Below are 25,501 nucleotides of genomic sequence, written 5' to 3' on the forward strand. Positions count from 1 at the left end.
GGCCGGTGTAGTCCCGCCGTACCGTGAGTAGTCGAGGGAAACATCATCGTCTCGCTGACGACAACTCGAGGGAGAGGGTCTCGTTCGGCGAAACTACCGCTGGTCTAGACCAGCAGCCACAGTACGATCGTCAACGAGACTGTGACGAACAGCACCGTCGTACCGATTCCCGCACGCAGGAGGAGCCGCGAGGGCTGGCCGCCGTTTGCCACGCGTCGGTCGCGGGTGTCGACGAGCCGGTCGGGTACCTTGCGGGCGACGCGGTCGGCTGCGACGGTCGGGTTGTTGCCGATCCAGTAACACCGGCGGACGAACCCGACGGCGACGGCGTCGACGGCGGCGAACGTCTCGGTGATCGCCCGCATCGACCCCCGTCCGAGGTGGTACATCGCCGGATTGACGATCACCTCGACGTCGGGGACGTGCCCGAGTTTCGACAGTGGCTTGCGGACGAGTTTGAACGCGACGGCCGCGACGGTGACGAGGACGACCGAGTCGAGCAGGTGGCCGGTGCTGTAGGGGTGGAGGTGGCCTTCACCGCCCGTGTACTCGAACGCCTGCCCTTCGATGCCGGGGAGGAGGTCGACGAAGCCCTGCCACCACAGGCCCAGGGCGAGACACGCGCCGCCGACCGCGAGCATCGCGACTGTCTGGCCGGGTCTGGCGTCGGCGACCTCGAGGTCGCTCTCGCCGTGGAGGAAGGCGTAGTAGCCGAGTTTGATAAAGGAGAGCAGCGTCCCGACGGCACCGATCATCAACAGCCAGTACAGCACCTCGTACTCTGGCGCACCGTAGTAGTGGGGGTCGGCGGCATCTATCACCATCCCCTTGCTGACGTAGCCGTTGAAACCAGGGATGGCGGTGATCGAGAACGCACCGAGTCCGAAGCCGACGGCGGTCAGGGGCATCTCCCGCCAGAGGCCGCCGAGTTCGTAGAGGTCGTTCTCGCCGGTCCGGTAGATGATGACGCCGACGGCCATGAACAGCAGGCTCTTGAACAGCACGTTGTTGAACAGGTGACCCATCGCACCGGCGACCGCGAGGGTGCTGCCGATGCCGACGCCGGCGACCATGTACCCGAGCTGAGCCTGGATGTGATACGACAGGAGCGCGCGCATGTCGTGCTGGAGCAACGCGAAGGTCGCCCCGTAGATGGCCATCAGGCCGCCCATGTAGGCGACGTACAGGTTCCCGTCGTCGGGAAGCGCCCGGTAGAGGATGTACGCGCTGGTCTTCGTCGTGTAGACGCCGAGGAACACCGAGGCCGCGAAGTGGGGCTTGGGGTAGGTATCGGGCAGCCACGTGTGCAGGCCGATGAACGCACAGTTGATGCCGAGCCCGAGCACTGCGAGCAACAGGGGTAGCCCGGTGGTGATGCCGTCTGCGGTGTAGGCGAACGAGCCGACCTCGGCGTAGTGGGCGACGACGGCAAAGAGCAGGAGACTGCCGCCGATGCCGTGGGCGATCGCGTACCGAAAGCCAGCCCGGACGGCGTCGCCGCCGTAGTCCCACACCAGGAGGGTGCTCGTCATCGCCATGATCTCGGCCATGAACACGAGCACGAGCCAGTCGCCCGCGAACGCCGCTCCGACTGCCGACGCGACGTACGCGAGCGCGAAGGCTGTCATCCGCCGGGTGGCCTCGCTCGAGTAGGCGTAGACGACCGCGAACGCACCCAGGAATCCCATCACGATCCCCAGCATCCGGGTAAAGTCGTCGACGAGGAACAGGGTGGCCTCGAAGCCGAGGAAGCTCCCGGTGAGGTGTGCGCCCTCTGGGGTAAACCACGCGAGGGCGATCACGGCGAGCAGGCTCGCCGACCCGACGGCGAAGCCGGCGATCCGGGGCAAGACGAGCACGAGCAGCGCCGCCGCGAAGACGACCAGCGGCGGGTAGACCATCGTGAGTGCCTCGATTGCCATCAGAGGATCACCTCCCCGGTGACGACCTCGACGACGTAGCCGGCGAGCTCGAGGAAGACGGCGCGGTCGGGAACGATGCCGAGGACGAGCGCGCCGGTTGCGATCACGACGATGGGCACCAGCATGAGCCACGTGCTCTCGGTCAGCGGCGAGTGGCGCTGCCAGCCCTCGGCCGGTGGGCCGCCGTGGTGGCCCTCGTCGTGATCGTGATCGTGGTCGTGGCCGTGATCGTCGTAGGCGGCGTGGTCGGGTTCGACGGCGTGCTCGCCGTCACCCTCGTCCTCGTCGGGCACCGTGTGGTCGCTTGGATACTCGTCGACGGCGTACTCGTACTCCTTTTCGCCTTCGGACGTGCCGCCGTCGGCGACCGCCGGAGCAGAGCTGAAGTACGACTCCCGAATGCCGCCGATGGGGAACTCGAGCAGCGGTTTGGCGTCGTGGCGGTCCTCGCTCTCGAAGAATGCGGTGTAGACCACCGGCCAGAAGTAGGCGATGTTGAGGACGCCCGAGACGAGCAGGGAGAGCGCGAAGATCCACCAGTCGGCACGGAGCGCGCCGATCAGCATGTAGAACTTGCTGACGAAGCCGGCGACCAGCGGCATGCCGGCCATCCCCGCCGCACCGACCGTGAACGCGGTCATGGTCAGCGGCATCCGCTTGCCGATTCCGGCCATCTCGCTGATGTAGTCCGTGTGGGTCTCGACGTGGATCGAACCCGCACAGAAGAACAGCGTGAGCTTCCCGAACGCGTGGGCGGGGATATGAAACAGCGCGCCGAGGATGGCGTAGGGATGTAACAGCGACAGCCCGAGGACGATGTACGACAGCTGTGCGGTCGTCGAGTACGCCAGCCGACGCTTGAGGTGGTCTTTGCGCATCGCGATGATGCTCGCGGCCACGAGCGTAAACGCCGCCAGGATCGCAAGCGGGACGTTCACGCCCAGGTCGCCGGCGAGGTCGGGACCGTAGACCTCGAGGATGAGCCGAGCGATGCCGAACGCGCCGGACTTGACGACTGCGACCGCGTGGAGCAGTCCGGAGACGGGCGTCGGCGCGACCATCGCGTCGGCGAGCCACGAGTGAAGTGGCATGACGGCGGCTTTCACGCCGAAGCCGGCCGCGAGCAGGAAGAAGGCGGCCTGCGCGTACATCGGCTCGGCGTTCGCCGCCTCGGCGAGCGCACCGATGCCGCCGGCCTCGAACGCGAGCGTCGGGTCGCCCACGCCAGCGGTGAGCCAGTAGACCAGGACGGTCCCGGCGAGCAGGAACACGCCGCCGCCAAAGAACGTGTACGTGACGTACTTCCGGCCGGCGATACGCGCTTCTTCGTCTTCGTTGTGGGCGACCAGCGGGTAGGTCACGAGCGAGAGCAGCTCGTAGAAGACGAAGATCGTCAGCAGGTTCGCGGCGAACGCGATGCCGACCGCCGTCGAGAGACTGGCGGCGAACGCGGCGAAAAAGCGCGTCTGGGCGTGCTCGTCGAGCCCGCGCATGTACCCCGTCGCGTAGAACGACGTGAAGATCCACAGGAAGCTCGCGAGCAGCGCAAACAGCATTCCGAGCGGGTCCGCACGGAGCGCGAAGTCGACGCCGGCGACGAACGTGCCGAGACGCCACTCGTAGACGACGCCACCGAGGACGCCCGGGAGCATACTCGCGACGAGGCCGAACTTCGTCACTGCGGCCAGGACGGACCAGCTCTCGCGGATGTTCGGACGGCGATGCGACGCGACGATCAGAACGACCGCGACCGCAGACGCCAGCACGGCGGCGATCGGACGCGGATCGGAGACGACCTCTACCATCAGTTGAACACCTCTTCGACGAACGGCTCGAGCAAGTCGTAGAACGTTCCACCGGCGAAGCCGAGCGCGACGACCAGCACGGCCGCAACGACGACGAGGCCGATCATGCCGACGGTGACGCGGTCGGGGTCGGCGGTCTCGACCGGCGAGCCGCCGTCAGTCGCGGCCGCACCCGGGGGGACTGGACGCTCGGTCGGTGCCGCCGGCGTGAAGTACATCTTCTCGAGCAGCCGGGCGGCGTACGCGAGCGTGAGCATCGTGCTCAGGAAGATCACGGCGGCGACCGGCCACAGTTCGGCCTCGACAGCGCCGAGTGCGATGTACCACTTGCCGACGAAGCCGACCGAGGGCGGGATGCCGACGAGCGAGACGAGCAGGACGGTCATCGCCATCGCGGCGACCGGCCGCCGCTTGGCGAGGCCGGCGTACTCGTCGACGGTGCGAGCGCCGGTGCTCACCGAGATGACGGCGACGGCGGCGAACAGCCCCGCTTTGGTCAGCCCGTGGCCGACGAGGTGGACGACCGCGCCGACGAGGCCGGTCTCGGTGACCAGCCCGTAGGCGGCGACGATCAGTCCGAACTGCGAGACCGACGAGTACGCCAGCATCCGCTTGACCCGCCGCTGGATCACGGCGAGCGTGCTACCGGCGAGGACGCTGATCGAGCCGACGGTGACGACGACCTCGGACGCGTAGGGCGTGGTGGCGAGAAAGTCGGCGCCGAAGACCGTAAACGCCACCCGTCCGAACGCGTACGCCGAGACCGTCGAGACGAGTGCGGCGATCAGCGGCGTCACGCCGTCGGGCGCGTGCTGGTAGGCGTCGGGCTGCCAGGTGTGCAGCGGCCACTGGGCGACCTTGATCGAAAAGCCGACGAAGACGAACGCGAAGGCGACGCGAACGAGGGTCTCGCCCTGACCCTCGACGTCGGGGAGCGCCGTCGCGAGTTCGGCCATGTTGAGCGTCCCCGTCGCCATGAAGAGAAAGCCGACGCCGAGTAGGTACATCGACGCGCCGACGGTGCCGAGGATCAGGTACTTCAGGGCCGCGACCGCCGATTCGGGGCCGTCGCCGCTGGAGATCATGGCGTACGTTCCCAGTCCCGTGATCTCGAGGAAGACGAACAGGTTGAACACGTCGCCGGTCATCGTCAGGCCGAGCAGGCCGCCGGTCAGCAGCAGGTAGCCGGTGTAGAACGTGTTTCCGCGCGGGCCGCCCGTGCGGGTGTACGCGAGCACGCCGGTCGCAACGCCGGTGACGAGCAACGCGATCAGCGTCGACAGCTCGTCGGCGACGAGTTCGATGCCGTACTGTCGCGGGAAGTCCCCGAGCGCGTGGGTGACGGTCGTCCCGTCGCCGTAGACGACGGTCGCGAGGAACGCCGTCGCGGCGAACAGGCCGGTGGTGGTGAGCACGGCGATCGACCAGCCGACGCGATCGAATCGAAGCCCGAGCGCGATTGGGAGCGTCGCCGCGAGGATCGGGGTGGCGATCAGCAACACCGGGACGAGGTCGACGCTACTCATCGGCACGCACCTCCGTCAGCGTATCCTCCCGGAGCGTGCCGTACTCGGCGTAGATTCGCACGACGAGCGCCAGCGCGACGGCCGTCAGCGCGACGCCGACGACGATTGCCGTGAGCACGATCACCTGCGGCAGCGGACTGGCGACGACAAGTTCCCCGGGGTTCTCCTCGGCGGGGACGATCGGTGCCGAGCCGCCCTCGACGTAGGCCATCGAGATGAAAAACAGGAAGATCGCCGTCTGGAACAGGCTGACGCCGATCACCTTCTTGACGAGGTTCTGGTTGGCGATCATCATGTACAGTCCGATGGCGATCAGAACGAACATCAGCGCGTAGGCGTAGTGAGTAGCGAGTAACTCGAGCATCAGTCGTCACCTCCTCGATCCGCATCCGTCGCTGTCGGGCTTCGTTCGGCCGTGAAGCCGGCGGCCATCGCGAAAAAGAGCGTGATCACGACGCCCGAGACGATCAGCGAGACGCCGCCGACCTCGATGGCTTCCATCCCCCACTTGCCGGCGATGCCGATCTCGGAGAAGCGATCGTACTCGAGGAAGTTCCCGCCGAGTGCGAGCGTCGCGAGACCGACGCCGGTGAAGACGACGACGCCGCCGGTGACGAGAGAGACCAGCACGGAGTTGCGGAGCCACCGGCGGGTCGGTTCGATGCCGAAGGCGAACGCGAGCATGAGGATGGTCACGCCGACGATCGCCCCGCCCTGGAAGCCGCCGCCGGGCGTGTCGGCTCCGTGAAGGGTCATGAACATCCCGTAGGTGAGGGTAAACGGCGCGATGACCTTCACTGCGGTCATGATCACCTGGCTTTCCGTGTACGTGTCCGCTACGTCGTCGGCCATCAGACGAACACCTCCCGTTTCAACACGAGCAAGACGGCGACGCCGGCGGCGAAGACGACGACCGCTTCGCCGAACGTGTCGAATCCACGGTAGGCCGCGAGGACGGCCGTCACCGCGTTCTGGACGTGCGTGTCGGCGTACGTGTTCTGGATGTAGTACTGGGAGACCTCGGCGTTCGACCAGACGGGGGCGGTCGGATCGCCGACGGCCCACATCTCCGGGAGCACCTGGGTGCCGGCAACGAGCAGGAACGCCCCGACCGCGACGACCGCGGGTACGTTAAGCCGTTCGAACAGCTGATCGGGCGACGGACGGGTCGTCCGGGCGATCGTCAACAGCAACAGGACCGTCGTCACGCCGGCCCCGATCGCGGCCTCCGTCATCGCGACGTCGGGTGCGAGCAGGTACGTGTAGAGGATCGCCATCCCCAGACTGTACGCCCCGAAGACGACGATCGTCGACAGCACGTCGCGAAACAGTGCCGTCGCGATCGCAGTCACGAGGACGAACGCCACGAGCGCGTACGCGAGCACGCTCATCGGTTCTCACCCTCCTCGTCGGTCAGCGGTTCGACGCCCGTCTCGGCTGCCGAGCGGGCGATCGCGTGTGCCGCCGTCGGGTTCGTGAGGAACACGAAAAACAGTAACAGGACGGTGTAGATCGTCGCCGACTGCCAGCCGAGTGCGAGCGCGACGCCGGCGAGCGTGAGCCCGGCACCGAGAGTGTCGGCCTGCGACGCCGTGTGTGCCCGGGCGTAGACGTCCGGCAGTCGGAGCACGCCGACTGTCGAGACGAACGTGAAGAACAGCCCGCCGACGACGAGGACGACGATCGCGCCGAAGCGGATCGTCTCGATCACAGGACACCACCCCGTTCGACGGTGAACTTCGAGATGGCGACGGCCATCAGGAAATTGAGCAGCGCGTAGATCAACGCGATGTCGAGCACCCACGGCTCGTCGAGCGCCGCCGCCAGCAACACGAGGATGACGACGGTGTTCGTCCCGAGGACGTTCACCGCCAGCACCCGATCCTGGGTCGTTGGACCGGCGACCGCGCGGTAGAACATCGCGATCGCGAGGACGACGAACAGCGCGGCCACCGTGAGCAACACGTCGTCGAGCAACTCGGCCGTCACCACTCGTCACCCCGAATGACTTCGGCGTCGCCGCGTTCTTCCGGCGAGGCGATCGCGGCCGCCTCACGGCCATAGAAGACGAAGCGAACCGCCCGCTCGAGTCGGCCCTCGAAGAGGTCCTCGCGGGCGTCCTCGATGAGCGTGTGGACGACCAGTCGCTGGTCGTTCGCCCGGACGGTCAACGTTCCCGGCGTCAGCGTGATGCTGTTTGCGAGCGACAGCAGGGGCAGTCCGCCGCTGACCCGTGCGTTTATCCGGGTCAGCTTCGGCTCGATCGGCATCGATGGCCGGAGAATCACGACCGCGACTGCGACGTTCGCCTTGACGATCTCCCACAGCAACAGCGGGACGTACAGCGCAAAGCGGACGGTCCGGATCGGCGACTGGACTTTCTGTGGCGCGACGCTGAACGTCACGTGCGAGAGCGTAATCGAGACGATCGCCGCCACGACCACGCCGGTGACGAGGTCGAACCAGTAGGTCGGATCGCCAAGCAGGAGGTAGAAGGCAAACGAGATGCCGAACATCCCGATGAATCGGTCGAGACTCTCGGCGCCGACCAGCCGTTCGCGCCGGGCCGGCCGCTCGACCGGCGCTTCGTCGTACGCGAGTCCGACCGCGGCGAGCTCGCGCTCGAGCGGCTGGAGCATCGGCGACGTCGCTCCCGGCTGGTACTCCGGATCGAGCACGACGCGGTCGACGTCGTGAGCGTCGGCGTACGTGGCGAACGATTCGGCGTAGTCTCGCGGACCGAACAGGTACTCGTCGGTCCCGAGTACCGCCGTCTCGATGGATAGCGACTCGTCGTCTGCGTCCTCGTCAGCCCACGTGCGAGCGCGCTCGAGCAGGTCGTCGGCCTCCTCGAGGTGACGCGTGTCACCCGACATGCCCGCGTCGTCCGGAATCGCGACGACGAAGTGGAGTTCGGCCGGCCCGCCCCCCTCGAGCGCCGACCGGACCGCGTAGCCGACGGTCTGGCGAACCGTCACCGACGTCGACAGCGGCACGAGCAGCCGCTTATCCGCCACGGGGTACACCTCCAGGCGACCGGCTTTCGTGACTCATGGCTCGAATTCTGTTAGTCGAACCAAGCGGTACCCGGAGGAAAACTATTTCGTTCTCCGTTAGTCTCCGTTCCGATAGACGAATCCTTCTGGTCGTTTTTTCGGCGTACGGAAACCGATCGTGGGGTCGAACTGACAAAGGTCACGTTCTCCGCCCACACGACCCGGGCCATTCGGGGACTTTACGTATCGGAATCCCCGACGTACGGCCAATGACGATCTACTCGAGGCTTCGCCCGCTCGCGTTCAAGCTTCCCGCGGAGACCGCCCACGACCTGGGCAAGCGGGCGCTCCGAGCGGCGGGGGCGACGTGGCCGACCAGGGCCACGCTCCGGTACGCCTACCGGTACGAGCACCCGGCACTCGAGGTCGACCTGTTCGACACCACCTTCCCGAACCCGGTCGGCGTCGCGGCGGGGTTCGACAAGAACGCCGAGGTCACCCACGCGCTGACCGCGCTCGGCTTCGGATTCGTCGAGGTCGGAACCGTAACGCCGTACCCCCAGTCTGGCAACGAACGGCCGCGGCTGTTCCGACTCCCCGAGGACGAGGCGATGATCAACCGGATGGGGTTCAACGGCCAGGGAATGGAGCGCGTGAAAGCGCGACTCGAGCGCGAGGGGCTCCCGTCGATCCCGATCGGCGTCAACGTCGGGAAGATGAACTCCTCGAACGAGGAGGAGGCCGTCGAGGACTACCGGCGGGTGTTCGATCGCCTCTCGCCGTACGCCGACTACGTCGTCGTCAACGTCTCCTGTCCGAACACGCCCGACGAGTTCGACGAGGCGTCGCCCGGCCACCTGCGGACCGTCTTCGAGACGCTCGAGGCCGAAAACGACGCGGACAGGCCGCTGCTGGTGAAAGTCGGTCCCGACTCGCCAGCCGAGTCGCTGTACGACCTCGTCGACATCGTCGAGGAGTTCGACCTCGACGGCATCGTCGCGACCAACACGACGACGAGTCGCGAGGGAATCAAATCCGACCGGCGCGAGGAGTGGGGCGGGCTGAGCGGCAAACCGCTCGAGGACCGATCGACGAACGTGATCCGCACGCTCGCCGAGTACACCGACCTGCCGATCGTCGGCGTCGGCGGCGTCGACTCGGCCGAGAGCGCCTACGCGAAGATTCGCGCCGGGGCCTCGCTCGTGCAACTGTACACCGGTTTCGTCTACAACGGTCCGTCGACCGCCCGGGAGATCAACCGCGGCCTGGTCGACCTGCTCCAGCGCGACGGCTTCCAGTCGGTCGAGGAGGCCGTCGGGGCCGACCTCGAGTGAACGTCACGTCGAGTCGCGACCTTCGTTTAGGCCACCCTAAAAACCGATACGTTTACAGTGTTTTAGGCTTGCCTAAATCATATGGGCTCGAGTAGACGTCTCCCGCCGTGGATCGACGACGCCGCGTACGCGGCCAGCGCGACCGTCGGCCGTGACGAGCGGATCGGTGTCGAGAGTGAATCGACCGAAAGCGACCGCGAAACGGGCGCGTCGCCTCGAGACGAGTGACGAGCATGGACGCGACGATGCTCTCCGAGATTCGGGCGACGATCGAGTCGCTCGCGAGCGACGATGGCTCCTACGTCGTCGTCTGCGAACGGACCGGCGAACGGCCCTTCCCCGCGACTGGAAAACGATTTCCCGATCGAGCGGCAGCGGAAGAAGCCATGCGAGCCGTCGTCGTCTACCGAGAGACGCTGCGTCGGTACGATCCGCGAACGTACCGATACGACATGACCGTCGTCGAGACGCCGGCGTCGCTACGGCGGTCGGATCACAGGCCCTCGACAGCCGAGGATGGGACCGACCGCGTCCTGCTGTCGCACTCGACAGCCCGGGGCGACCCACGACCTCTCTCCGTCCCCGACGATCGAACGAACGACCGATGACCGTCACGACGACCGTCGATCGCGCGCTCGAGCGAGTCCGAACGGAACGAGACGCAGTGCAGGACAAACGGGCGGCACTCGAGCGGTTCGTCGCTCGCGTCGAAGACGTCTCCGTCGATCCGACACCGCCACCGACGCGAGCCAGCACCACGGCCGGCGGCGGAACGCTCGCTGCTCGTTCGTCGCCGACCGACGGCGGCCGTCACGAGGTCAGAACCGCGTTCGCCGAGACCGTCCGCTCACACAGCGTCGACGACCTCGACGACGACGAGTCGCTTCTCGAGACGATCGCGTCGGAGCTGTCCGACTCGATCGCGACGGCACTCGGTTCGACACCCGACGGAGCGTTTACGCCCGACCTGAAACGAGCAGTTCTCTCGAGCACTCGAGATCGGGTAGACGAGACGCAGGTCGTCGCCGCGGCACTGGATCGGGAGGCGACGCACCTCGCCGACGTTCGCGACGAAATCGCGACGATCACCGACTGGCTCGTCGACGCCGACGACACGCCGCTGTCGGAGTGCGAGTTCGACGAACTCGCGACGCGCCACGATCGGCTGGCCGCCCACCGAGAACGGTGCGATCGTCTCGTACGCGACCGCCAGGCACACCTCGCCGAGACGACGAACCAAACTGCGAAGGGTGCAGTCGCTCACCGGACGCTGGTCACGTACCTCTACGACGACTTTCCGGTGGATTATCCAGTGCTCGCGACCGTCGTTCGACTCGACGCCGTCTGTGCGGACTGCCAGCGAGCGGTTCGCGATCACCTCGTCCGGCGAGCGTAGTCGCCGCCACGATCGACGGCCGGGGGCCGACTCGAGGCCAGAGACGAAGTCGACTCCGAAAGAGGCATTCGAACGGGTCCACTCGATACGGCTACACCAGTTCGAATGAGCACGTCCCAGTTGTCGCGGTTCGTCCGAGACCGGATCAGTCGCCGTGACGTCGCCGTCCACCTCGTCGTTCCCGTCACGCTGGTCGTCGTCTACGTCTCGCCGGTCACGTTCGAATCGGTACTGTTCCGACCGGGAGTGAGCGGGTGGCAGGCGGCGTACCTCTCGCTCGTGGGTCACGCCAACCTCGCCCACCTCGCCGGGAACGTGTTCGGCTATCTCGTCCTGTCGCTGCTGTCGCTACTGCTGCTCGCCGGCGTCTCGCGCCGTCGCTTCTACTACGCGTCCGTCGCGTCGATTCTCGTCTTCGTGCCGCCGCTGTCGGCACTGGTCTCGGAACTGTACCTGCGACGGACCGCCCCCGAGGCGATCGGTTACTACCGCGGGGCCGGCTTCTCGCTCGTCGTCGCCGCGCTCGTGGGACTGCTCGCGGTCGCGATCGCGATCCACCAGCGCGAGCGGTTGCGGTTTCCCGTCCCGCCCGGACCGACCAGCGGCTGTCTGTTCCTGATCGCGACGTTCGTCGCGCTGGCGTACGCCGGCTGGACGGCGCTCGTACTCACCCCCCTGGGTGTGTCCGGACTCGCCTACCTGTCCCTGTCGGGCTGGAACGTCAAACGGATGCTGCGCGACCCGAACGCGGCACTCGACGTCTCGCTTTACGTCTCCGGCGTGCTCATCTTTCTCGGTTCGACGAGCGACCTCTTTCTCGCCGTCCGTGTGACCGCGGGCGTCCACCCCCACCTCGTCGGCCTCGTCTGCGGCTTCGTCGTCGTCTGGGCCGTCCTCGCCGCCAGTCGGCTTCACTCGAGCGTTTCGGGTATCCTCGTATAGCAACGGGAAAAGGAACGTCCTACGCGTCGTCGACGTCGACTCGAGTGCCGTACCCCGACTCGCCGACCACGTCGCCGTCCTCGTAGACGACCTCGCCGCGCACGACGGTCGTCGTGGCTTTGCCGACGAACGACTCGCCCTCGAAAGGCGTCACCGTGCTCTTCGAGTGGAGGTCGTGGCGATCCTCGAGCGTCCACTCACGGTCGGGGTCGACGATCGTGAAGTCCGCGTCGGTGCCGACCTGCAGCGAGCCTTTCTGCGGGTACATCCCCCAGACCTGCGCCGGGCGAGTGGCGTGGTGGTAGACCCACTCCTCGAGCGTGAGCCGGCCTTCGTCGACGAACGTGAGCATCGTGGGGACCTCGGTCTCGAGGCCGACGAAGCCCGCGGCCGCGTCCCAGGTGTTCCCGAAGGGGTCGTCGACTTTCTTCTCGTCGTCCGTGTGGGGTGCGTGGTCGGTCGCGATTGAGTCGATCGCGCCCGCGTCGAAGGCGTCCCAGAGCTTCGTTCGTTCGGCCTCGTCGCGGATTGGCGGCTGGATGCGGGCGACGTTGCCCTTCTCGCGCATGACCTCCTCGGTGAACCAGAGGTAGTGCGGGCAGGTTTCGGCGGTGACGTTGACGCCGCGGTCTTTCCCGCGGGCGACGGCCTCGGCACCCGACCCCGAGGAGACGTGGTACATATGGATCTTCGCGCCGGTCTCCTCGGCGAAGGTGATCATCCGTTCGATGGCCTCGCGTTCGGCGATCACGGGGCGGGAGTGGGAGTGGTCGATCGGGTCGTTTCGTCCCGCCGCTTTGACCTGCGCTTCGTAGTAGTCGATGATCTCGCCGTTTTCCTCGTGAAAGCCGAGCCGTTTGCCGGTCTCCCGGATCCGCTTCATCGCCTCGAGGACTTCCCCGTCGCTCGGCGGTGGCACGTCGCCGACGGTCGACCCGAGGAAGATCTTGTATCCCAGGGCACCGGCCTCGTCGAGGGCCGGGATGCGATCTATGTTCTCCGAGGTCACGACGACGAAACTCTGGAAGTCGACGTGTGCCGACGCCTCCCCGCGGTCGAACTTGAGCTGGAGGTGCTCCGGTCGGTCGATGACCGGGTCGGTGTTTGGCATCCCGACGACGGTCGTGACGCCGCCGGCCGCTGCCGCTCGAGTCGCGGACTCCCAGTCTTCCTTGTACTCGAGGCCGGGTTCTCGGTTGTGGATGTGGGCGTCGACGATCCCTGGGACGAGGACGTTCCCCGCGGCGTCGATGGTGCGATCGGCCGCCGGGAGGCGGTCGCTGCGGCCGACGGCGACGATTTCGCCGTCCTCGACGGCGACGCCCGCGTCGGGAACGCGACCGGCGGGCGTCACGACGGTACAGTTCTCCACGACGAGGTCGACAGACATTGCCGTGGGTTTCCGAGCGGCGCGGATATAGCTTACGTTGCCTGCGGCAGCCACGGCGAGTCCTTTGTGCCTGCAGGTCGTGGTAGCCGACATGGCCGTGGGGCTGCAACTGCTTTCCGTCGTCTTCGTCCTCGGGGCGATCGTCGCCCTGATCGTCTCGATTCCCGTCCTGTGGGGGATCGTCGAGGATGCGCGAAAGCGCCGTCGCGAGCGGCAGACGGGCGAACTCGAGCCGTACGAACTCGCCGACGAGACCGGACGGCAGTCGGCGTCTGACGACGGTACACGCGAGTCGAACCAGTCGACGCGGATCTCCTGCCGGCACTGCTCGACCGCGAACGATCCCGCCTACACGTACTGTCGGCACTGCGCCGAGAGGCTGTGATACGGACCGCTGTACGTCCGTCCCGCAGCGACCGCCCGACGGGACGCGGTCGCTGCGGAAGATAGGGACAGCAGACCGTATAAGCGCACCCGTCGTCGACCACAGACGAGACGGCGTCCGGGGACCGAGTGGACGGTAATAGCCCCTTTCTCGCGAGACGCGCACCCAACGAACCACGGTACGAGTCGGATACTAAACGTTCGGCGGCTGGAAGCGCGAGCGATGACTCCCCCATCGATCCGCGATCGGACGATCCTCGTCACCGGCGGTGCCGGCTTCATCGGCAGCCACCTCGTCGACGCACTCGTCGACGACAACGACGTTCGCGTCCTCGACGACCTCTCGACGGGCGAGCGCGAGCACGTCCACGACGACGCGACGCTCCTCGAGGGCGACGTCCGCGACCAGCAGGCACTCGAGCGGGCGACCCGGGACGTCGACCTGATCTTCCACGAGGCGGCCGTCGTCGGCGTGACCGAGACCGTCGAACAGCCCGCGGAGACGAACCGCGTGAACCTCGAGGCGGGCCTCGAGCTGCTCGAGCAGGCGCGTCGCGAGGACGCCAGAGTCGTGCTGGCCTCGAGTGCGGCAGTCTACGGCCACCCCGACGAGCTGCCGGTCTCGGAGACAGCTTCGACCGATCCCGCGTCGCCGTACGGCATCCAGAAGCTCGCACTCGACGAGTACGCGCGGCTGTACGCGGATCTGTACGACCTGCCGACGGTCGCGCTCCGGTACTTCAACGCCTACGGGCCGCGCCAGCGCGGTCCCTACAGCGGCGTTATCTCGACGTTTCTCGAGCAGGCGCGAGCTGGCGACCCGATCACGGTCGAGGGTGACGGGGAGCAGACGCGCGATTTCGTCCACGTCGAGGACCTCGTCCGGGCGAACCTGCTGGCGGCGACGACCGACGACGTCGGCGAGGCGTACAACGTCGGAACCGGCGAGCGAACGTCGATCCTCGAGTTGGCAGAGACGATCCGCGAGGCGACCGACGCCGACGTCCCGATCGTCCACCGCGAGCCCCGGGTGGGTGACGTTCGACACAGCAGGGCGGACGTGTCGAAAGCTCGTCGCACGCTCGGCTTCGAGGCGACGATCGGCCTCCAGACGGGGATTCGCGATCTCGTCGGCCGCGAGTCGCTCGAGGAGGCTACGATGATCGATCGGGAGGGCGAGTCGTACAGTTGAGTCCCCGAACGAGACGCGTGCGTGATCGGATGAGAATAGATTCACCGGGACGTGATCGAGTGAACCCCTTTTCGAATGGATCAAAAACGAACCTGGCCGTTCCAGCGGTACTGAAGCGTTTCCGGGACTGGGCCGGATCGTCCGTCACAGTCACGTGAACGTTGGCGAAACGGTCTCCTGCTGACAGATAGCGTTTCGGTGGCTAGGGCACTGATAACTAACGGTAGGTTCCGCGTTCCTCCGGCCATGGCGCTCATCGATAGCATCGTCGTATTCGTCGTCAGTCTCCTGATCGGTGCGCTTGGAATCTACGTCGGAGCGAGCCTCATCGTCGACGCACATGACTACACGTACGCGGTCGTCACGGCGCTGCTCGGGGCAGTCGTCTGGGGAATCGTCGGGTTCTTTCTCGGGTGGATTCCGCTGCTCGGACCGATACTCGTGCTCCTCGCGTACCTCGCCGTGATCAACTACCGGTACCCCGGCGGCTGGGTGCAGGCACTCGGGATCACGCTCGTCGCGTGGGTATCGGTGTTGATCGTCCTGTACGTGCTCGCAATCGTCGGAATCATGGCGTTCGAGGCGGTCGGCGTTCCGGGCGTCTAGCCCGGGACGTACGGCGGACTCACCGTCGGTAGCGAGACCAGATACAGGCTCACGATCGTAAAGAAGATCATCACGACGATCAGCGGATACTGGCTGCGGATCGCCTGGAGTCGTCCCGGGAAGAGCTCGAACGAGACCGTGTGTGCGATCCAGACGGCGAGAGCGTGACCCAGGAGGATGCCGACGATTTCGACGTACCCGAACCACGGCGGAAGCGCGAGGACGGTCGGGTTCGACGGCGGGGAGAGCGGTGCAGCCATCGTGTCGACGAGCGACGGCCACAGCGAAATCGAGAAGCCAACGTAGTGTGCAAAGTGATAGCCGGCGGCGATCGCGAGCAGCGGCGGCGCGTATCGAACCGCGAGGTAGCGCTGGGAGACGTACGTCTCGGCGAGTTCTCGAGTCCGGTCGACGGCGTACAGGTAGACCCGATAGAAGAGCACGAATCCAGCCACGAGCAGCCCGAGATAGACGAGCGCCGGTGGCACGCCGACGCCGACCAGCGTCTCGACCGTCGCGACGCCCGGCGGCGTCACGACGAACCCGCTGTAGGTTAACTCCCAGATCAGCGCGAGGACGAACGCGACGGTCGAGCGGTCGGTGACGAGATCGTTGTCGCTCAGTCGGGCTCCTGGCGGGCGGATCTCGAGGCCATCGTCGGTCCGCTGGATCGGTGCGACGGCACCGTAGAGGCGAAACCACACGGAGAGCGGATCGGCTCGCCGGAACCACGTCTCGGGCGAGAACGCGACCCCGCCAGCGATCGTCAGCACCGAGTAGCCGAGGACGACCGCGACGAGCGCTCGCGACGACGAGGTCAGCGGTGCGACGAGCTCGAGCCAGACGAACGCGAGCAGCGCAGCCACGGCCGGCCAGGCGTCGAGCCCGGACGGATACGACAGGTAGCCGTTCGGGAGCACCGACGCGATCCGCCGCCAGGGATTGATCGCGCGCCACGGACTGCCGACGGCGTACGCGACGATCGTCAGGACCGACCGGACGCCGACGAACGTGAGCAGGACGGCCGCGCTGAGCGAGCCGAGTCTGGGGCCGACGAGGCCGACGACGACCACGAACGAGAGAGCGGCGATCCCCACGGTTCCGAAGACGAGCGAGCCGGCGCCACGGATCGCCTCGAGCGAGAACAGCGCCGATCCGTCGTGGTAGCCGTCGATGACCTCGCGGTCGGTGACGAGCATCGTCAACAGCGCCGACGCACCGATGACGCCGCCGCCGGTCGCGAGATAGAGCCACGTCGGGACGGAGACGTCACCACCGGAGCCCGACAGACCGGCGACGACGTTGCTCGCGGCGACGACTCCGGTACCCACTGATAGCACTGCCAGCCCGACCGCAAGGGCGGTCGCGACGAGACGACCGACCGTCGAGGTGATGCTTCTCGTCTGCCCCCGTCGAAGCGAACGCACATCCATCGTCGTTCTCGTTTTATCGGGGGAGAAGGTATAAGTGCGTGGTACGAGATGGCATCACTAATGGCGAGCCTTCGAACCTATACACTGATCTACGTCGCGTTGCTGGGATTGGGAACCGGAAAGTTCGTCTTCTTTACGTTCGACCAGTACTTCACCTACTGGATGGCAGCAGCCGGGATCCTCGTCCTCGCGATATTCAAAACGCTGCTCATCACGGGATACTACCAGCACCTGATCGAAGAACCGCGATCGGTCTCGTACCTGATGGCGCTGTCGCTGTTTATGGTGTTCCTGCTGACCATCGCTGCAGGATACTCGATCCAGTGATCGACGGCAGCCAGCGCCGACGCTGATCGCGGCGGTCTCGTTCCAGAAAATGTGGGCGTACTTCTACGGCTGTTTGGACTGAATTTCGCTCTCTTCGTGTGCTTCCTCGCCGTGCTCTTCTAGCGCTTGCTGCGTTTCGAACGTTTCACCGCAGACCGGACAGACGAATTCGTCCGATTCTTCGACGTTCTCCCCTTCTCGTGGGTCGGTTCCGACGTTTTCGCCCTCGTCGACGCCCTCCTCTTCTCGTGGATCTGGTACCATGTGAGAGCGTGCGTCGTCACTCGTGTTAACGATGAGCGTTGCACTTGATGGGAACGCGGCTGTCGTACCGATCACCAGCACGCCGTCGTGGATTTGCGTTCGGCGCTCGAATTGACGGCCGTGTGGCTCGAGCCGGCGGCGACGTCAGGGACGAAGCCCGCGCGGCCCAACGGTGTTGAAGACGGACCCCTGTTCGGCGCTGTACTGGCCGGTCAACTCGCCAGCGGCCAGGATCTCTCCTTCGAGACCGATCGTCGAGGCGACTCGAGCACGTCTCGTCTCGGGTGGAAGGTCCAGATCGATGTCGAGTGCGTAGACCCGGAACCGGTAGGTTTCGGTCTGTTCGGGTGGCGGCGACGGGCCGCCCCACCCCTGCCGAAGGAAGTCGTTGTACCCCTCGGTAGCGTCGTCGCCGATTCCGTCTCTCGGGAGCACCGCCGTCTCGGGTGAAACGCCCCAGACCATCCAGTGAATCCAGGGATGATCGACGACCTCAGCTGCCTCGGGGTGGATCATCGTGACGAGGAGGGACTCGGCCTCGTCCGGAACGCCGCTGATCCGAAGTTCGGGGTTTTCGTTCTCGTTGGTAAAGCCAGCCCAGTCGGGAAGTCGCGTCCCGCGGTCGAAATCCGAACTGGTGACTGTGAGCGGTTCTGCGTCGTCCAGCGACGAGGTGAGTAACCCGATCATCCGACACAGATACAACACTATATCATATATAATTTTGTATGTTTTGGGGATTATTCTACGGCGACGTCGGTACGGCTGCTGCGACCAGGAAGCCGCGAGGCTTCGGCGGGGCGACACCGCTTTCCTCGAACTGCCGTTCGCTCGAGGGACGGACGCGTCTCGCATCGGCTGAGAGAAAACGAACGGGAGCCGCTCGAAACGTGGGACCGATAGATCAGGCCAGCAACAGCATGACGACGACGACCAGCAGTACCGTGATTCCAATTGTCACCGACGCGACGGCAACCGCTGCGGCGGGCTGACCGATCCGGTCTCGAGCCGCAAAGTACGAACCGAAGAAGACGTATCCGACCAACACGGCCGCTCCGACGGCGATGATCGCCGTTCCCAGGATGCCGCCGGCAATGGAGACGTCTGCGATCAACAGTATCGCGCCCGCGAGGAAGACGAGCGCCAGCGTGACGAACGTCACGCCCCAGACGACGGGTTCGTTCGCGAGTCTGACGAGACGATTCGACGCGTCGTCTGCTCGTGGCGACCACTCTCTGTAACTTCGTTGACCGCCGGAAACGCCAGCGCCGCCGGCCGGAGTCGCTCGCTGTCCACTCCGCGTGAGCGCGAACGCAACTGCGATCAGGAGTACACCCATCAGGAGCGTACTGATCAGGTATATCGATGTCATTGGGCAACCCTTGACACACAATGTGTCCTCAACTATTTATATCCTCATCCTCGAAATCAGACATTATTCGCTTCGCCAGGACGGCATCGGTCGATAGTGAACAGTTAGGTGCTCGTTGTCACGACGGGGATGTCGAAAAAGAGATCGGAGAAGCGTGAACGTTCCGAGAGCGTGACGGCACCGTCGAGACCATCCAGCAGTAGCCAGGTCGACCGCCTGACGAAGCTTTTTCTCCGCGTCTCTCGATCATTGTTACCGTATGACGCTGGAATTCGACGTCCTCGAGACGACTGTCCTCGAGATCCACGACGCGATGGAAGCCGGCGAGGTGACGAGTCGCGAACTCGTCGAGCAGTACCTCGAGCGAATCGAGGCGTACGATCGCGACGGGCCGGAGCTGAACGCGATCATCACCGTCAACCCGGACGCCCGAGAGCGAGCCGACGAGCTAGACGAGAAATTCACCGAGAACGGCTTCGTCGGTCCCCTCCACGGCGTCCCCGTCCTCGTGAAAGATCAGGCCGAGACCGCGGGGATCACGACGACGTTCGGCTCCGAAGCCTTCGACGACTACGTCCCCGAGCGGAACGCGACGATCGTGACCAACCTCGAGGAGGCGGGAGCGATCGTCCTCGCCAAGACGAACCTCCCGGACTGGGCGTCCTCGTGGTTTGGCACCTCGTCTGTGATCGGCCGGACGAAAAACCCGTACGCGCTGGATCGAGACCCCGGGGGCTCGAGCGCCGGCACCGGCGCGGGCGTCGCCGCGAACCTCGGAACCGTCGGCATCGGAGAAGACACCGGCGGTTCGATTCGCCTCCCCTCGAGTTTCTGTAACCTGTTTGGCATCCGCGTGACGACCGGGTTGATCAGCAGGACGGGCCTCGCACCGCTCGTAACGCGCCAGGACACCGCCGGCCCGATGGCGCGGACGGTTCGTGACATGGCGTTACTACTCGACGTTCTCGTCGGCTACGACGCGGATGACGAATGGACGGCCGCCACCGAACTGGCTCGCGTGGAGGGATCGTACGTCGACCACCTCGACGAGGCGGGACTCGAGGGCGCGCGAATCGGCGTCCTGCGCGACGCCTTCGGGTCGGACGACGATCCCAATGCCGCCCCGGTGAACGACGTCGTCGAGCAGGCACTCGAGGAACTGGTGGACGCGGGTGCCGAACTGGTCGATCCCGTCTCCGTCCCCGACCTGATGGGGCAGATCGAGGAGACGATGCTGTACGTCTTACAGTCGAAACACGACCTCGACCAGTTTCTGGCAGACCGCGAGGACGCACCCGTGGGGTCAGTCGAAGAGATCTACGAAAGTGGACAGTACTACGAGGGGCTGGATCTGCTCGAGGCGATCGCCGAGGGACCGGCGGATCCGGCCGACGAGCCCGGCTACTGGCGGAAAGTCGCCGCCCAGGGGTCGTTCCGGCGCGACCTGCTCTACACCATCGCCGACCACGATCTCGACGCGATCCTATTCCCGGACGTGCAGGTGGTACCGCCGACCGACGCCGAACTCGGCGAGACGTACACGACGGCCACCTTCCCGACGAACACGGTCATCGGCGCGCAGACGCTGTGTCCGGCCGTCTCGATCCCCGGCGGGTTCACTGACGACGGCGTCCCAGTCGGCGTCGAACTCCTCGGACGACCCTACGACGAGCCGCGACTGCTCGAGTTAGCCTACGCCTACGAACAGGCCGTAGACCCCCGACGATCGCCGGAGACGGCCCCCGCGCTGGGCGAGGAGTGACGCGAGGTCGACAACGACCAATGGCAGTCGAACTCGCATCTGGCATCTGGTGGTTACGCCTCCGGGGCGTCAACGCCTACCTCGTCGACCGTGACGACACGACGCTGATCGACGCGGGAACCCCCTGGGACGGCGACCGGATCCGGGACGAACTCGCCGATGCCAGCGTCGGCGTCGCCGAGATCGACCGCGTTCTGCTCACGCACTACGACCTCGACCACGTCGGCACGCTCGCTGCGCTGACGCCGGACCTCGAGGCAACGGTCCACGCCGCCGGGAGGTTCGACGCCGAAATTCTGGCGAACCGGCGCAAACCGCCGTGGACGAACCACAAGGGTGCCCTCCAGCGTGTCCTCGGCGTGGCGAGCACCCACCCGTCGCTCGCGATCGAACCCGTCGCCGACGGCGCCGCCCTCGGTCCGTTCACCGCCTACCACACGCCCGGGCACACGCCGGGCCACGTCGCGTACGTCAGCCGCGACCTCGAGGTCGCGATGCTCGGCGACCTGGTCCGGGAGTCGGACGGCGACCTCGAGGCGTCGAGCTGGTTCGTCAGTTACGATACGGACGACGTCCGCGAGAGCATCCAGCGGCTGGATGCCGACGCGCCGTCGTTCGAGATCGCGTGTGTCGGCCACGGGGAGCCGATCTCTCCAGGCGGTGGCGAGGCGTTTCGTCGGTTGGCTTCCCGGCTGTGAGCGGTCGTCGATGGCCGTGACGTGGACCCGCTCCCTCGAGGACGACACAGAGACGCCTACAAACACGAGCGCACCGACAGGGTCAGTCGTCGGCGATCGACGATCGATGTCTCGCTTGCTCGCGGAGCGCCAGCGACATGGCCGGGACGTCCCGGGTCGAAACCGTCTCGTCCGCCTCGAGGTCGGCGAGCGACTTCGGGAACGTCCGCAACCCTTTGTGGAGTGCGATTCCGGCCTTCGCGCCCTGACCCATCGCGACGGGAATCTGGCTGTGGCCCGGCGTGAGGTCGCCGACGGCGTAGAGTCCGTCGACGGTGGTTCGGCCGTGATCGTCGACGACGACGGCACCGCTCTCGTCGCGTTCGGCACCGAGCGCCGCTGCCAGGTCGTCGTTGTAGTCGGCCCCGTACATCGCGAAGCCGCCGGTGTACTCACGTTGTGTCCCGTCGGCGAACTCGAAACCGCCGAGCCAGGTCGGATCGTCGTCGTCCGCGAACGTCGCGTCGATCTCGGCCTCGACGACGTCGACCGGATGAGCCCGGAGCAAGGCGTCAGTGTCCTCGCTCCACGTCGGCTCATCGCCGCGCAGGAGGAGGTCGACGTCGGCGGTGAAGTTGAGCATGATCATCGCGACGTAGGCAGCACTCTCGCCGTGGCCCATCACGTACACCGGCTCGTCGACGAACTGGTAGGCGTCACAGTGCAGGCAGTAGTGCAGTCCGCGACCAGTTCGGGGCAACGGCGGATCGGGACGACCGTCCGAGAACCCCGTCGCGAGTACGACCCGATCGGCGACGACGGAGCCATCGGTCGTCTCGAGTTCGAACCGCGGGTCGTCACCACCACGGCGCTCGATCGCGGTCACGAACTCCCGACGGTAGTCGGCGCCGTAGGACTGGATCTGTTCGACGGCCGTCTCGAGGAACTCGTTGCCGGAGACGGACTCGGGGACGCCGAGGACGTTGTGCGTGTCGAGGATCATCGCGGTGCGACCGCCGCCGCGGTCGATCACCGCCGTTTCGTGGCCGAGTCGAGCCGTGTAGAGCGCGGTCGTGAGCCCCGCCGGACCGCCGCCCACGACGACCACCTCGTAGCTGTCGGTGTCAGATTCCTCGTCGGATCGAGTCGCGTCTTGAGTCACCATCTGTAACTGGGTTACCTCCGGTTAGTAATAAGTATCAGCTAACCGATTGGTAGTCGGGTTACTGGACGGTAATCCGGAACACAGCGGTCGTCGTCGAGTAGTGGGGCTCTGACGAGAACGAGCGTGATTCTGGCGAACAGCGGTCGCGACGTCAGATCGTCGGCGAACGAGCTCGAGTCCCACTCGCGTCGGTTCTCGCGCTACTGACGTCGCGACCGATGCATCACGATGTAATTACTATACGTAACCTGATTTCTAGAGGTAACTATTTGGGCGTTGGACACGACAGAAGCGTATGGACGAAAGTCGACCACGAGTCGCTGTCTGGTGCGAGGGCGAGGAGTGGTGCCCGCTCACCTCGACGGCGACGCTTATCGGAAAGAAGTGGCACTGCGTGATCATTCATCGGCTGCTCGTGAACGGTCCACTGGGCTTTAACGCTCTCAAGGAGGAGGTCGACGGGATCTCGAGCAAGGTGCTCTCGGACGCGCTCGACGACCTCGAGGAAAAACAGCTGGTAAACCGCGAGATCGTCAACGAGAAGCCGGTTCGCGTCGAATACTCGCTGACCGATCTCGGCGAATCCCTCGAGTCGATCGTCATGGAGATGCGCGACTGGGGACTCGAGTACCTCGAGCCTGCAAGCGACAAGGACAGTTCGATCGCGTAGAGTGCGGTGCCGATCGGTCACTCGCGAACGCGCTCGAGTGCAACGGAAAACGCTCGCCCGAACGGTACGACGGATGGAATCTCGAGGCGGTCGTAGACGAGCGGCGGAATGCCGACATCGCCAAGAAAGAACTCGTCGACCGTCTCGTCTAGGCCCGTCTTCGGGAGCGCGAGCGTGAGGGTCCGATCGGGATCGATCGCGACGCCGGGCGTCTCACCGGTCGTCGCGTTCGTTCCAGTGGGGACGTCGAGCGCGAGGACGTCGGCACCCGACCGATTCACCCACTCGACCAGCGACGCGGCCGTCCCACGGGGCGTTCCCTCGAGGCCGTAGCCGACGAGCGCGTCGACGACGAGCGACGGGCCCGGCACTTCGTCGGCGTCGACGCGAACCGGGACGTTCATCGCGTCGAGGATACCGTGCTGGCTCGCGGCGACGTCCTCGAGATCGGCAGGATCGCGGTCGAGGACGACGGTGACGGGCCGTCCTCGATTGACGAGGTGGCGAGCACAGGCGAGTCCGCCGCTCCCGTTACCACCGCCGCCAGCGAGGACGACGATCGGCCCGCCGTCGAACTCGAGTGCGTGACGAGCCAGGGTACGGCCGGCGTGTTCGACCATCTGTGCGAGCGAGAGCCCGAGGTCTTCGGTCGCGATTCGGTCGACGTCGCGCATCTCGTCGGCGGTGACTGCCGGTACGCCAACTCCGTCCGGCGTTCGGTACGCGTTCGGTCGCATACCGCTCGTACGCGTTCGACGGTAATCGGTCTGTGCCCGCGACGGTGCGGTGCTCGATACTCGCGACCGGCCTCAGGTCGCGTCTCGTGGTCTTCCCGCTACTCGATCGGGTACGGGTGCGTAACGACCTTACTCATCAGTTAGCGTTCATTTATCGTCCACGGACTCGTACCGTCGACTGGAGGCACCCGTCGACGACGAACACGGCGAGCTCGCGACCGGCCACAGTAGCGCGGTTTCGAGCCACGTCGAACCACCACCGATAATGCCTGCTGTCGCTATTTTCCGGCGCAACCGCCGAACGGTCACGGTTGCGCCGGAAACGAGTACAGCAGCCGTTACGATCCGCCCGTCGCATTCTCCCGGACTCGCCATGCACGATCCCGCCGCGCCGTCGACGGCCGAACCGAAGCGGCCGTCGGTACGCACTGCCGTGCACACGTCTCGGGCCTCCACCCCCCTTTCGTCGCTGATCTACCATGACCACGACCACCGATTTCGAACTCCCGAACGTCGCGACCGGCACCGATCCGTTTCGACTGTCCGAACACGCCGCAGCGTCCGAGACGGACGCCATCGTCTTGCTCTTCCAGCGGGACTACCACTGTCTCAAGTGTCGCGAGCAGGTACAGACGGTCGCCTCGAGGTACGACGAGTTTCGCGCTCGCAACGCGACGGTCGTGTCGATTCTCCCCGAGCCAGTCGAACGAGTCCGGCGATGGCAACGACAGTACGACCTTCCGTATCCGCTGCTCGCCGACGAATCGAAGACGACGAGCGACCAGTACGATCAGCCGACGCGCTTTGGCGTCCTCGGCTCGATCCACGACGTGGTCGGCCGGATGCCCGAAGCGGTCGTCGTCGACGCGCGGTCGGACGCGCCGACGATCGAATGGATCCACCGCGGGAGCCATCCGGCCGATCGACCGACCGTCGACGATCTCCTGGCGCAGCTCGACGACCTCGCGTGACGGTCGTGTACGCGCGACGCCAGAGCGGCGAAGCGACTTCGACGTCTCCGCCCACCCGTCGAACGTGACACACGCGTCCGACCGACTCCTCGAACTCCCACCGAGTTCGAAACTCGTGTTCAAAGTCCTCGAGGTCGACGGCCCCATGACACAGGGGGCGATCGCCGATGCGACGCTCCTGAACCCGCGAACGGTTCGGGATGCCCTCGGTCGCCTCGACGACGCCAGCATCGTCAGTGAGGACGTCTACTTCCGCGACGCGCGCAAGTCGATCTACACCGTCTCGAGTCCCCCGGCGAGCGAGTGATCGACTGCCAGCGTCGACCGACTTTCCCGGCGGTAACCACCTTACTCCGGGGTGTGCGAGTGCTTATGAGTTACCACACGTAAGCTAGTACTGTAGGGTAACCTACGAGGGGAGAAAAACCATGACACTCGACACCCGCGACCACACCGATCACCACCCGTCGGTCGGCGTCGACGCAGTCTCACTCGAGTACTACTCGGCCGTCGAGACCGACGACCTCGAGTTGATCGTCTACGACGAACGGGAGGAAGACGCCTGGATCCAGTCCGATAGCTGGGCCGACGCTGCACTGATGGCATAACTCGATTTTTCGAACGCGAACC

General features: G+C 65.8%; 31 protein-coding genes. 15 read left to right on the plus strand and 16 right to left on the minus strand.

The window, feature by feature from the left end; all coding sequences use genetic code 11:
• Window positions 1-104 precede the first annotated feature (104 nt).
• Genes MU558_RS00170 through MU558_RS00210 form a run of 9 tightly spaced genes read right to left on the minus strand, consistent with a single transcriptional unit; the run spans window position 105 to window position 8,270 of the window.
• A complete protein-coding gene (locus MU558_RS00170) occupies window positions 105-1,922 on the minus strand; it encodes a Na(+)/H(+) antiporter subunit D (protein WP_246970819.1) in 1,818 nt (605 codons plus the stop codon).
• Entirely contained in the window at window positions 1,922-3,727 is a 1,806-nt protein-coding gene (locus tag MU558_RS00175; RefSeq protein WP_246970821.1) for a monovalent cation/H+ antiporter subunit D family protein, read from the minus strand. The genes MU558_RS00170 and MU558_RS00175 overlap by 1 nt, the downstream gene beginning before the upstream one ends.
• Complete coding sequence (locus tag MU558_RS00180) at window positions 3,727-5,253, minus strand: proton-conducting transporter transmembrane domain-containing protein (RefSeq protein ID WP_246970823.1); 1,527 nt, start codon at window positions 5,251-5,253, stop codon at window positions 3,727-3,729. Before MU558_RS00180 ends, MU558_RS00175 begins: the two co-directional genes overlap by 1 nt.
• The gene (locus tag MU558_RS00185) at window positions 5,246-5,617 is read right to left on the minus strand and encodes a cation:proton antiporter subunit C (protein WP_246970825.1); all 372 of its coding nucleotides are present in this window, start codon (window positions 5,615-5,617) and stop codon (window positions 5,246-5,248) included. The genes MU558_RS00180 and MU558_RS00185 overlap by 8 nt, the downstream gene beginning before the upstream one ends.
• Window positions 5,617-6,105, minus strand: a complete 489-nt coding sequence (locus tag MU558_RS00190) for an MnhB domain-containing protein (RefSeq protein WP_246970827.1) — start codon at window positions 6,103-6,105, stop codon at window positions 5,617-5,619. Before MU558_RS00190 ends, MU558_RS00185 begins: the two co-directional genes overlap by 1 nt.
• Entirely contained in the window at window positions 6,105-6,644 is a 540-nt protein-coding gene (locus MU558_RS00195) for a DUF4040 domain-containing protein (protein ID WP_246970829.1), read from the minus strand. Before MU558_RS00195 ends, MU558_RS00190 begins: the two co-directional genes overlap by 1 nt.
• Window positions 6,641-6,964, minus strand: coding sequence for a monovalent cation/H(+) antiporter subunit G (gene mnhG, locus MU558_RS00200; protein WP_246970832.1), 324 nt, complete (start codon window positions 6,962-6,964; stop codon window positions 6,641-6,643). Before mnhG ends, MU558_RS00195 begins: the two co-directional genes overlap by 4 nt.
• A complete protein-coding gene (locus MU558_RS00205) occupies window positions 6,961-7,242 on the minus strand; it encodes a cation:proton antiporter (protein ID WP_246970835.1) in 282 nt (93 codons plus the stop codon). Before MU558_RS00205 ends, mnhG begins: the two co-directional genes overlap by 4 nt.
• Window positions 7,239-8,270: a monovalent cation/H+ antiporter subunit E gene (locus MU558_RS00210; RefSeq protein WP_246970837.1), complete on the minus strand. Its 1,032-nt coding sequence runs from the start codon at window positions 8,268-8,270 to the stop codon at window positions 7,239-7,241. The genes MU558_RS00205 and MU558_RS00210 overlap by 4 nt, the downstream gene beginning before the upstream one ends.
• 248 nt (window positions 8,271-8,518) lie before the next feature.
• Between MU558_RS00210 and MU558_RS00215 the strand changes: the two genes are divergently transcribed.
• The 5 genes from MU558_RS00215 (at window position 8,519) to MU558_RS00235 (ending at window position 11,921) form a co-directional block, all read left to right on the plus strand.
• Complete coding sequence (locus tag MU558_RS00215; RefSeq protein ID WP_246970839.1) at window positions 8,519-9,583, plus strand: quinone-dependent dihydroorotate dehydrogenase; 1,065 nt, start codon at window positions 8,519-8,521, stop codon at window positions 9,581-9,583.
• 81 nt (window positions 9,584-9,664) lie between these two features.
• The gene (locus MU558_RS00220; protein WP_246970841.1) at window positions 9,665-9,811 is read left to right on the plus strand and encodes a hypothetical protein; all 147 of its coding nucleotides are present in this window, start codon (window positions 9,665-9,667) and stop codon (window positions 9,809-9,811) included.
• Window positions 9,812-9,816: 5 nt separating this feature from the next.
• A complete protein-coding gene (locus MU558_RS23340; RefSeq protein ID WP_246970843.1) occupies window positions 9,817-10,191 on the plus strand; it encodes a DUF7552 domain-containing protein in 375 nt (124 codons plus the stop codon).
• Window positions 10,188-10,979 carry a DUF7260 family protein gene (locus MU558_RS00230; RefSeq protein WP_246970845.1) on the plus strand — a complete coding sequence of 264 codons (792 nt, stop codon included), beginning with the start codon at window positions 10,188-10,190 and terminating at the stop codon, window positions 10,977-10,979. The genes MU558_RS23340 and MU558_RS00230 overlap by 4 nt, the downstream gene beginning before the upstream one ends.
• A gap of 105 nt (window positions 10,980-11,084) precedes the next feature.
• Window positions 11,085-11,921, plus strand: coding sequence for a hypothetical protein (locus MU558_RS00235; protein WP_246970847.1), 837 nt, complete (start codon window positions 11,085-11,087; stop codon window positions 11,919-11,921).
• Window positions 11,922-11,940: 19 nt separating this feature from the next.
• On the opposite strand, the gene allB is transcribed toward MU558_RS00235, so the two are convergent.
• Window positions 11,941-13,311 (minus strand): allantoinase AllB, encoded by a 1,371-nt coding sequence (allB, locus tag MU558_RS00240; protein ID WP_246970849.1) that lies wholly within the window; start codon window positions 13,309-13,311, stop codon window positions 11,941-11,943.
• Between the two features lie 91 nt (window positions 13,312-13,402).
• Here allB and MU558_RS00245 point away from each other — a divergent pair, with 91 nt between their 5' ends.
• From MU558_RS00245 to MU558_RS00255, 3 genes are all read left to right on the plus strand, one after another.
• Window positions 13,403-13,696: a DUF7577 domain-containing protein gene (locus MU558_RS00245; RefSeq protein WP_246970852.1), complete on the plus strand. Its 294-nt coding sequence runs from the start codon at window positions 13,403-13,405 to the stop codon at window positions 13,694-13,696.
• Window positions 13,697-13,918: 222 nt separating this feature from the next.
• Entirely contained in the window at window positions 13,919-14,887 is a 969-nt protein-coding gene (locus MU558_RS00250; RefSeq protein ID WP_246970855.1) for an NAD-dependent epimerase/dehydratase family protein, read from the plus strand.
• 246 nt (window positions 14,888-15,133) lie between these two features.
• Window positions 15,134-15,493, plus strand: coding sequence for a hypothetical protein (locus MU558_RS00255; RefSeq protein WP_246970858.1), 360 nt, complete (start codon window positions 15,134-15,136; stop codon window positions 15,491-15,493).
• Here MU558_RS00255 and MU558_RS00260 read toward each other — a convergent pair.
• Entirely contained in the window at window positions 15,490-16,926 is a 1,437-nt protein-coding gene (locus MU558_RS00260) for a hypothetical protein (protein ID WP_246970861.1), read from the minus strand. The two genes, MU558_RS00255 and MU558_RS00260, sit on opposite strands and share 4 nt — an antisense overlap.
• A gap of 60 nt (window positions 16,927-16,986) precedes the next feature.
• Here MU558_RS00260 and MU558_RS00265 point away from each other — a divergent pair, with 60 nt between their 5' ends.
• A complete protein-coding gene (locus MU558_RS00265; protein ID WP_246970864.1) occupies window positions 16,987-17,253 on the plus strand; it encodes a cytochrome C oxidase subunit IV family protein in 267 nt (88 codons plus the stop codon).
• Window positions 17,254-17,316: 63 nt separating this feature from the next.
• Here MU558_RS00265 and MU558_RS00270 read toward each other — a convergent pair whose 3' ends face one another.
• From MU558_RS00270 to MU558_RS00280, 3 genes are all read right to left on the minus strand, one after another.
• Window positions 17,317-17,517 carry a C2H2-type zinc finger protein gene (locus tag MU558_RS00270; protein WP_246970867.1) on the minus strand — a complete coding sequence of 67 codons (201 nt, stop codon included), beginning with the start codon at window positions 17,515-17,517 and terminating at the stop codon, window positions 17,317-17,319.
• 144 nt (window positions 17,518-17,661) lie between these two features.
• On the minus strand, window positions 17,662-18,207 hold the full coding sequence (locus MU558_RS00275; protein WP_246970870.1) for a YbhB/YbcL family Raf kinase inhibitor-like protein: 546 nt from the start codon (window positions 18,205-18,207) through the stop codon (window positions 17,662-17,664).
• Window positions 18,208-18,421: 214 nt separating this feature from the next.
• On the minus strand, window positions 18,422-18,889 hold the full coding sequence (locus MU558_RS00280) for a hypothetical protein (RefSeq protein ID WP_246970873.1): 468 nt from the start codon (window positions 18,887-18,889) through the stop codon (window positions 18,422-18,424).
• A gap of 259 nt (window positions 18,890-19,148) precedes the next feature.
• Between MU558_RS00280 and MU558_RS00285 the strand changes: the two genes are divergently transcribed.
• Both MU558_RS00285 and MU558_RS00290 read left to right on the plus strand, forming a co-directional pair.
• The gene (locus tag MU558_RS00285; RefSeq protein ID WP_246970874.1) at window positions 19,149-20,651 is read left to right on the plus strand and encodes an amidase; all 1,503 of its coding nucleotides are present in this window, start codon (window positions 19,149-19,151) and stop codon (window positions 20,649-20,651) included.
• A gap of 20 nt (window positions 20,652-20,671) precedes the next feature.
• A complete protein-coding gene (locus tag MU558_RS00290; RefSeq protein WP_246970876.1) occupies window positions 20,672-21,349 on the plus strand; it encodes an MBL fold metallo-hydrolase in 678 nt (225 codons plus the stop codon).
• Window positions 21,350-21,431: 82 nt separating this feature from the next.
• Here the strand turns inward: MU558_RS00290 and MU558_RS00295 are convergent, their stop codons facing one another.
• On the minus strand, window positions 21,432-22,493 hold the full coding sequence (locus MU558_RS00295) for an NAD(P)/FAD-dependent oxidoreductase (RefSeq protein ID WP_246970878.1): 1,062 nt from the start codon (window positions 22,491-22,493) through the stop codon (window positions 21,432-21,434).
• A gap of 295 nt (window positions 22,494-22,788) precedes the next feature.
• On the opposite strand from MU558_RS00295, the gene MU558_RS00300 reads away from it, so the two are divergent.
• Entirely contained in the window at window positions 22,789-23,163 is a 375-nt protein-coding gene (locus MU558_RS00300) for a winged helix-turn-helix transcriptional regulator (protein ID WP_246970880.1), read from the plus strand.
• 17 nt (window positions 23,164-23,180) lie between these two features.
• Here MU558_RS00300 and MU558_RS00305 read toward each other — a convergent pair whose 3' ends face one another.
• The gene (locus tag MU558_RS00305) at window positions 23,181-23,900 is read right to left on the minus strand and encodes an NAD(P)H-hydrate epimerase (protein ID WP_246970882.1); all 720 of its coding nucleotides are present in this window, start codon (window positions 23,898-23,900) and stop codon (window positions 23,181-23,183) included.
• A gap of 479 nt (window positions 23,901-24,379) precedes the next feature.
• On the opposite strand from MU558_RS00305, the gene MU558_RS00310 reads away from it, so the two are divergent.
• The 3 genes from MU558_RS00310 to MU558_RS00320 all read left to right on the plus strand — a co-directional run bounded on the left by MU558_RS00310 (window position 24,380) and on the right by MU558_RS00320 (window position 25,479).
• Window positions 24,380-24,871 (plus strand): redoxin domain-containing protein, encoded by a 492-nt coding sequence (locus tag MU558_RS00310; RefSeq protein ID WP_246970884.1) that lies wholly within the window; start codon window positions 24,380-24,382, stop codon window positions 24,869-24,871.
• A 64-nt stretch (window positions 24,872-24,935) separates the two neighbouring features.
• The gene (locus MU558_RS00315) at window positions 24,936-25,178 is read left to right on the plus strand and encodes a helix-turn-helix domain-containing protein (protein WP_246970886.1); all 243 of its coding nucleotides are present in this window, start codon (window positions 24,936-24,938) and stop codon (window positions 25,176-25,178) included.
• A gap of 121 nt (window positions 25,179-25,299) precedes the next feature.
• On the plus strand, window positions 25,300-25,479 hold the full coding sequence (locus MU558_RS00320; RefSeq protein WP_246970889.1) for a hypothetical protein: 180 nt from the start codon (window positions 25,300-25,302) through the stop codon (window positions 25,477-25,479).
• Window positions 25,480-25,501: the final 22 nt, after the last annotated feature.

The sequence above is a fragment of the Natribaculum luteum genome, from assembly GCF_023008545.1.
Taxonomy (GTDB): Archaea; Halobacteriota; Halobacteria; order Halobacteriales; family Natrialbaceae; genus Natribaculum; species Natribaculum luteum.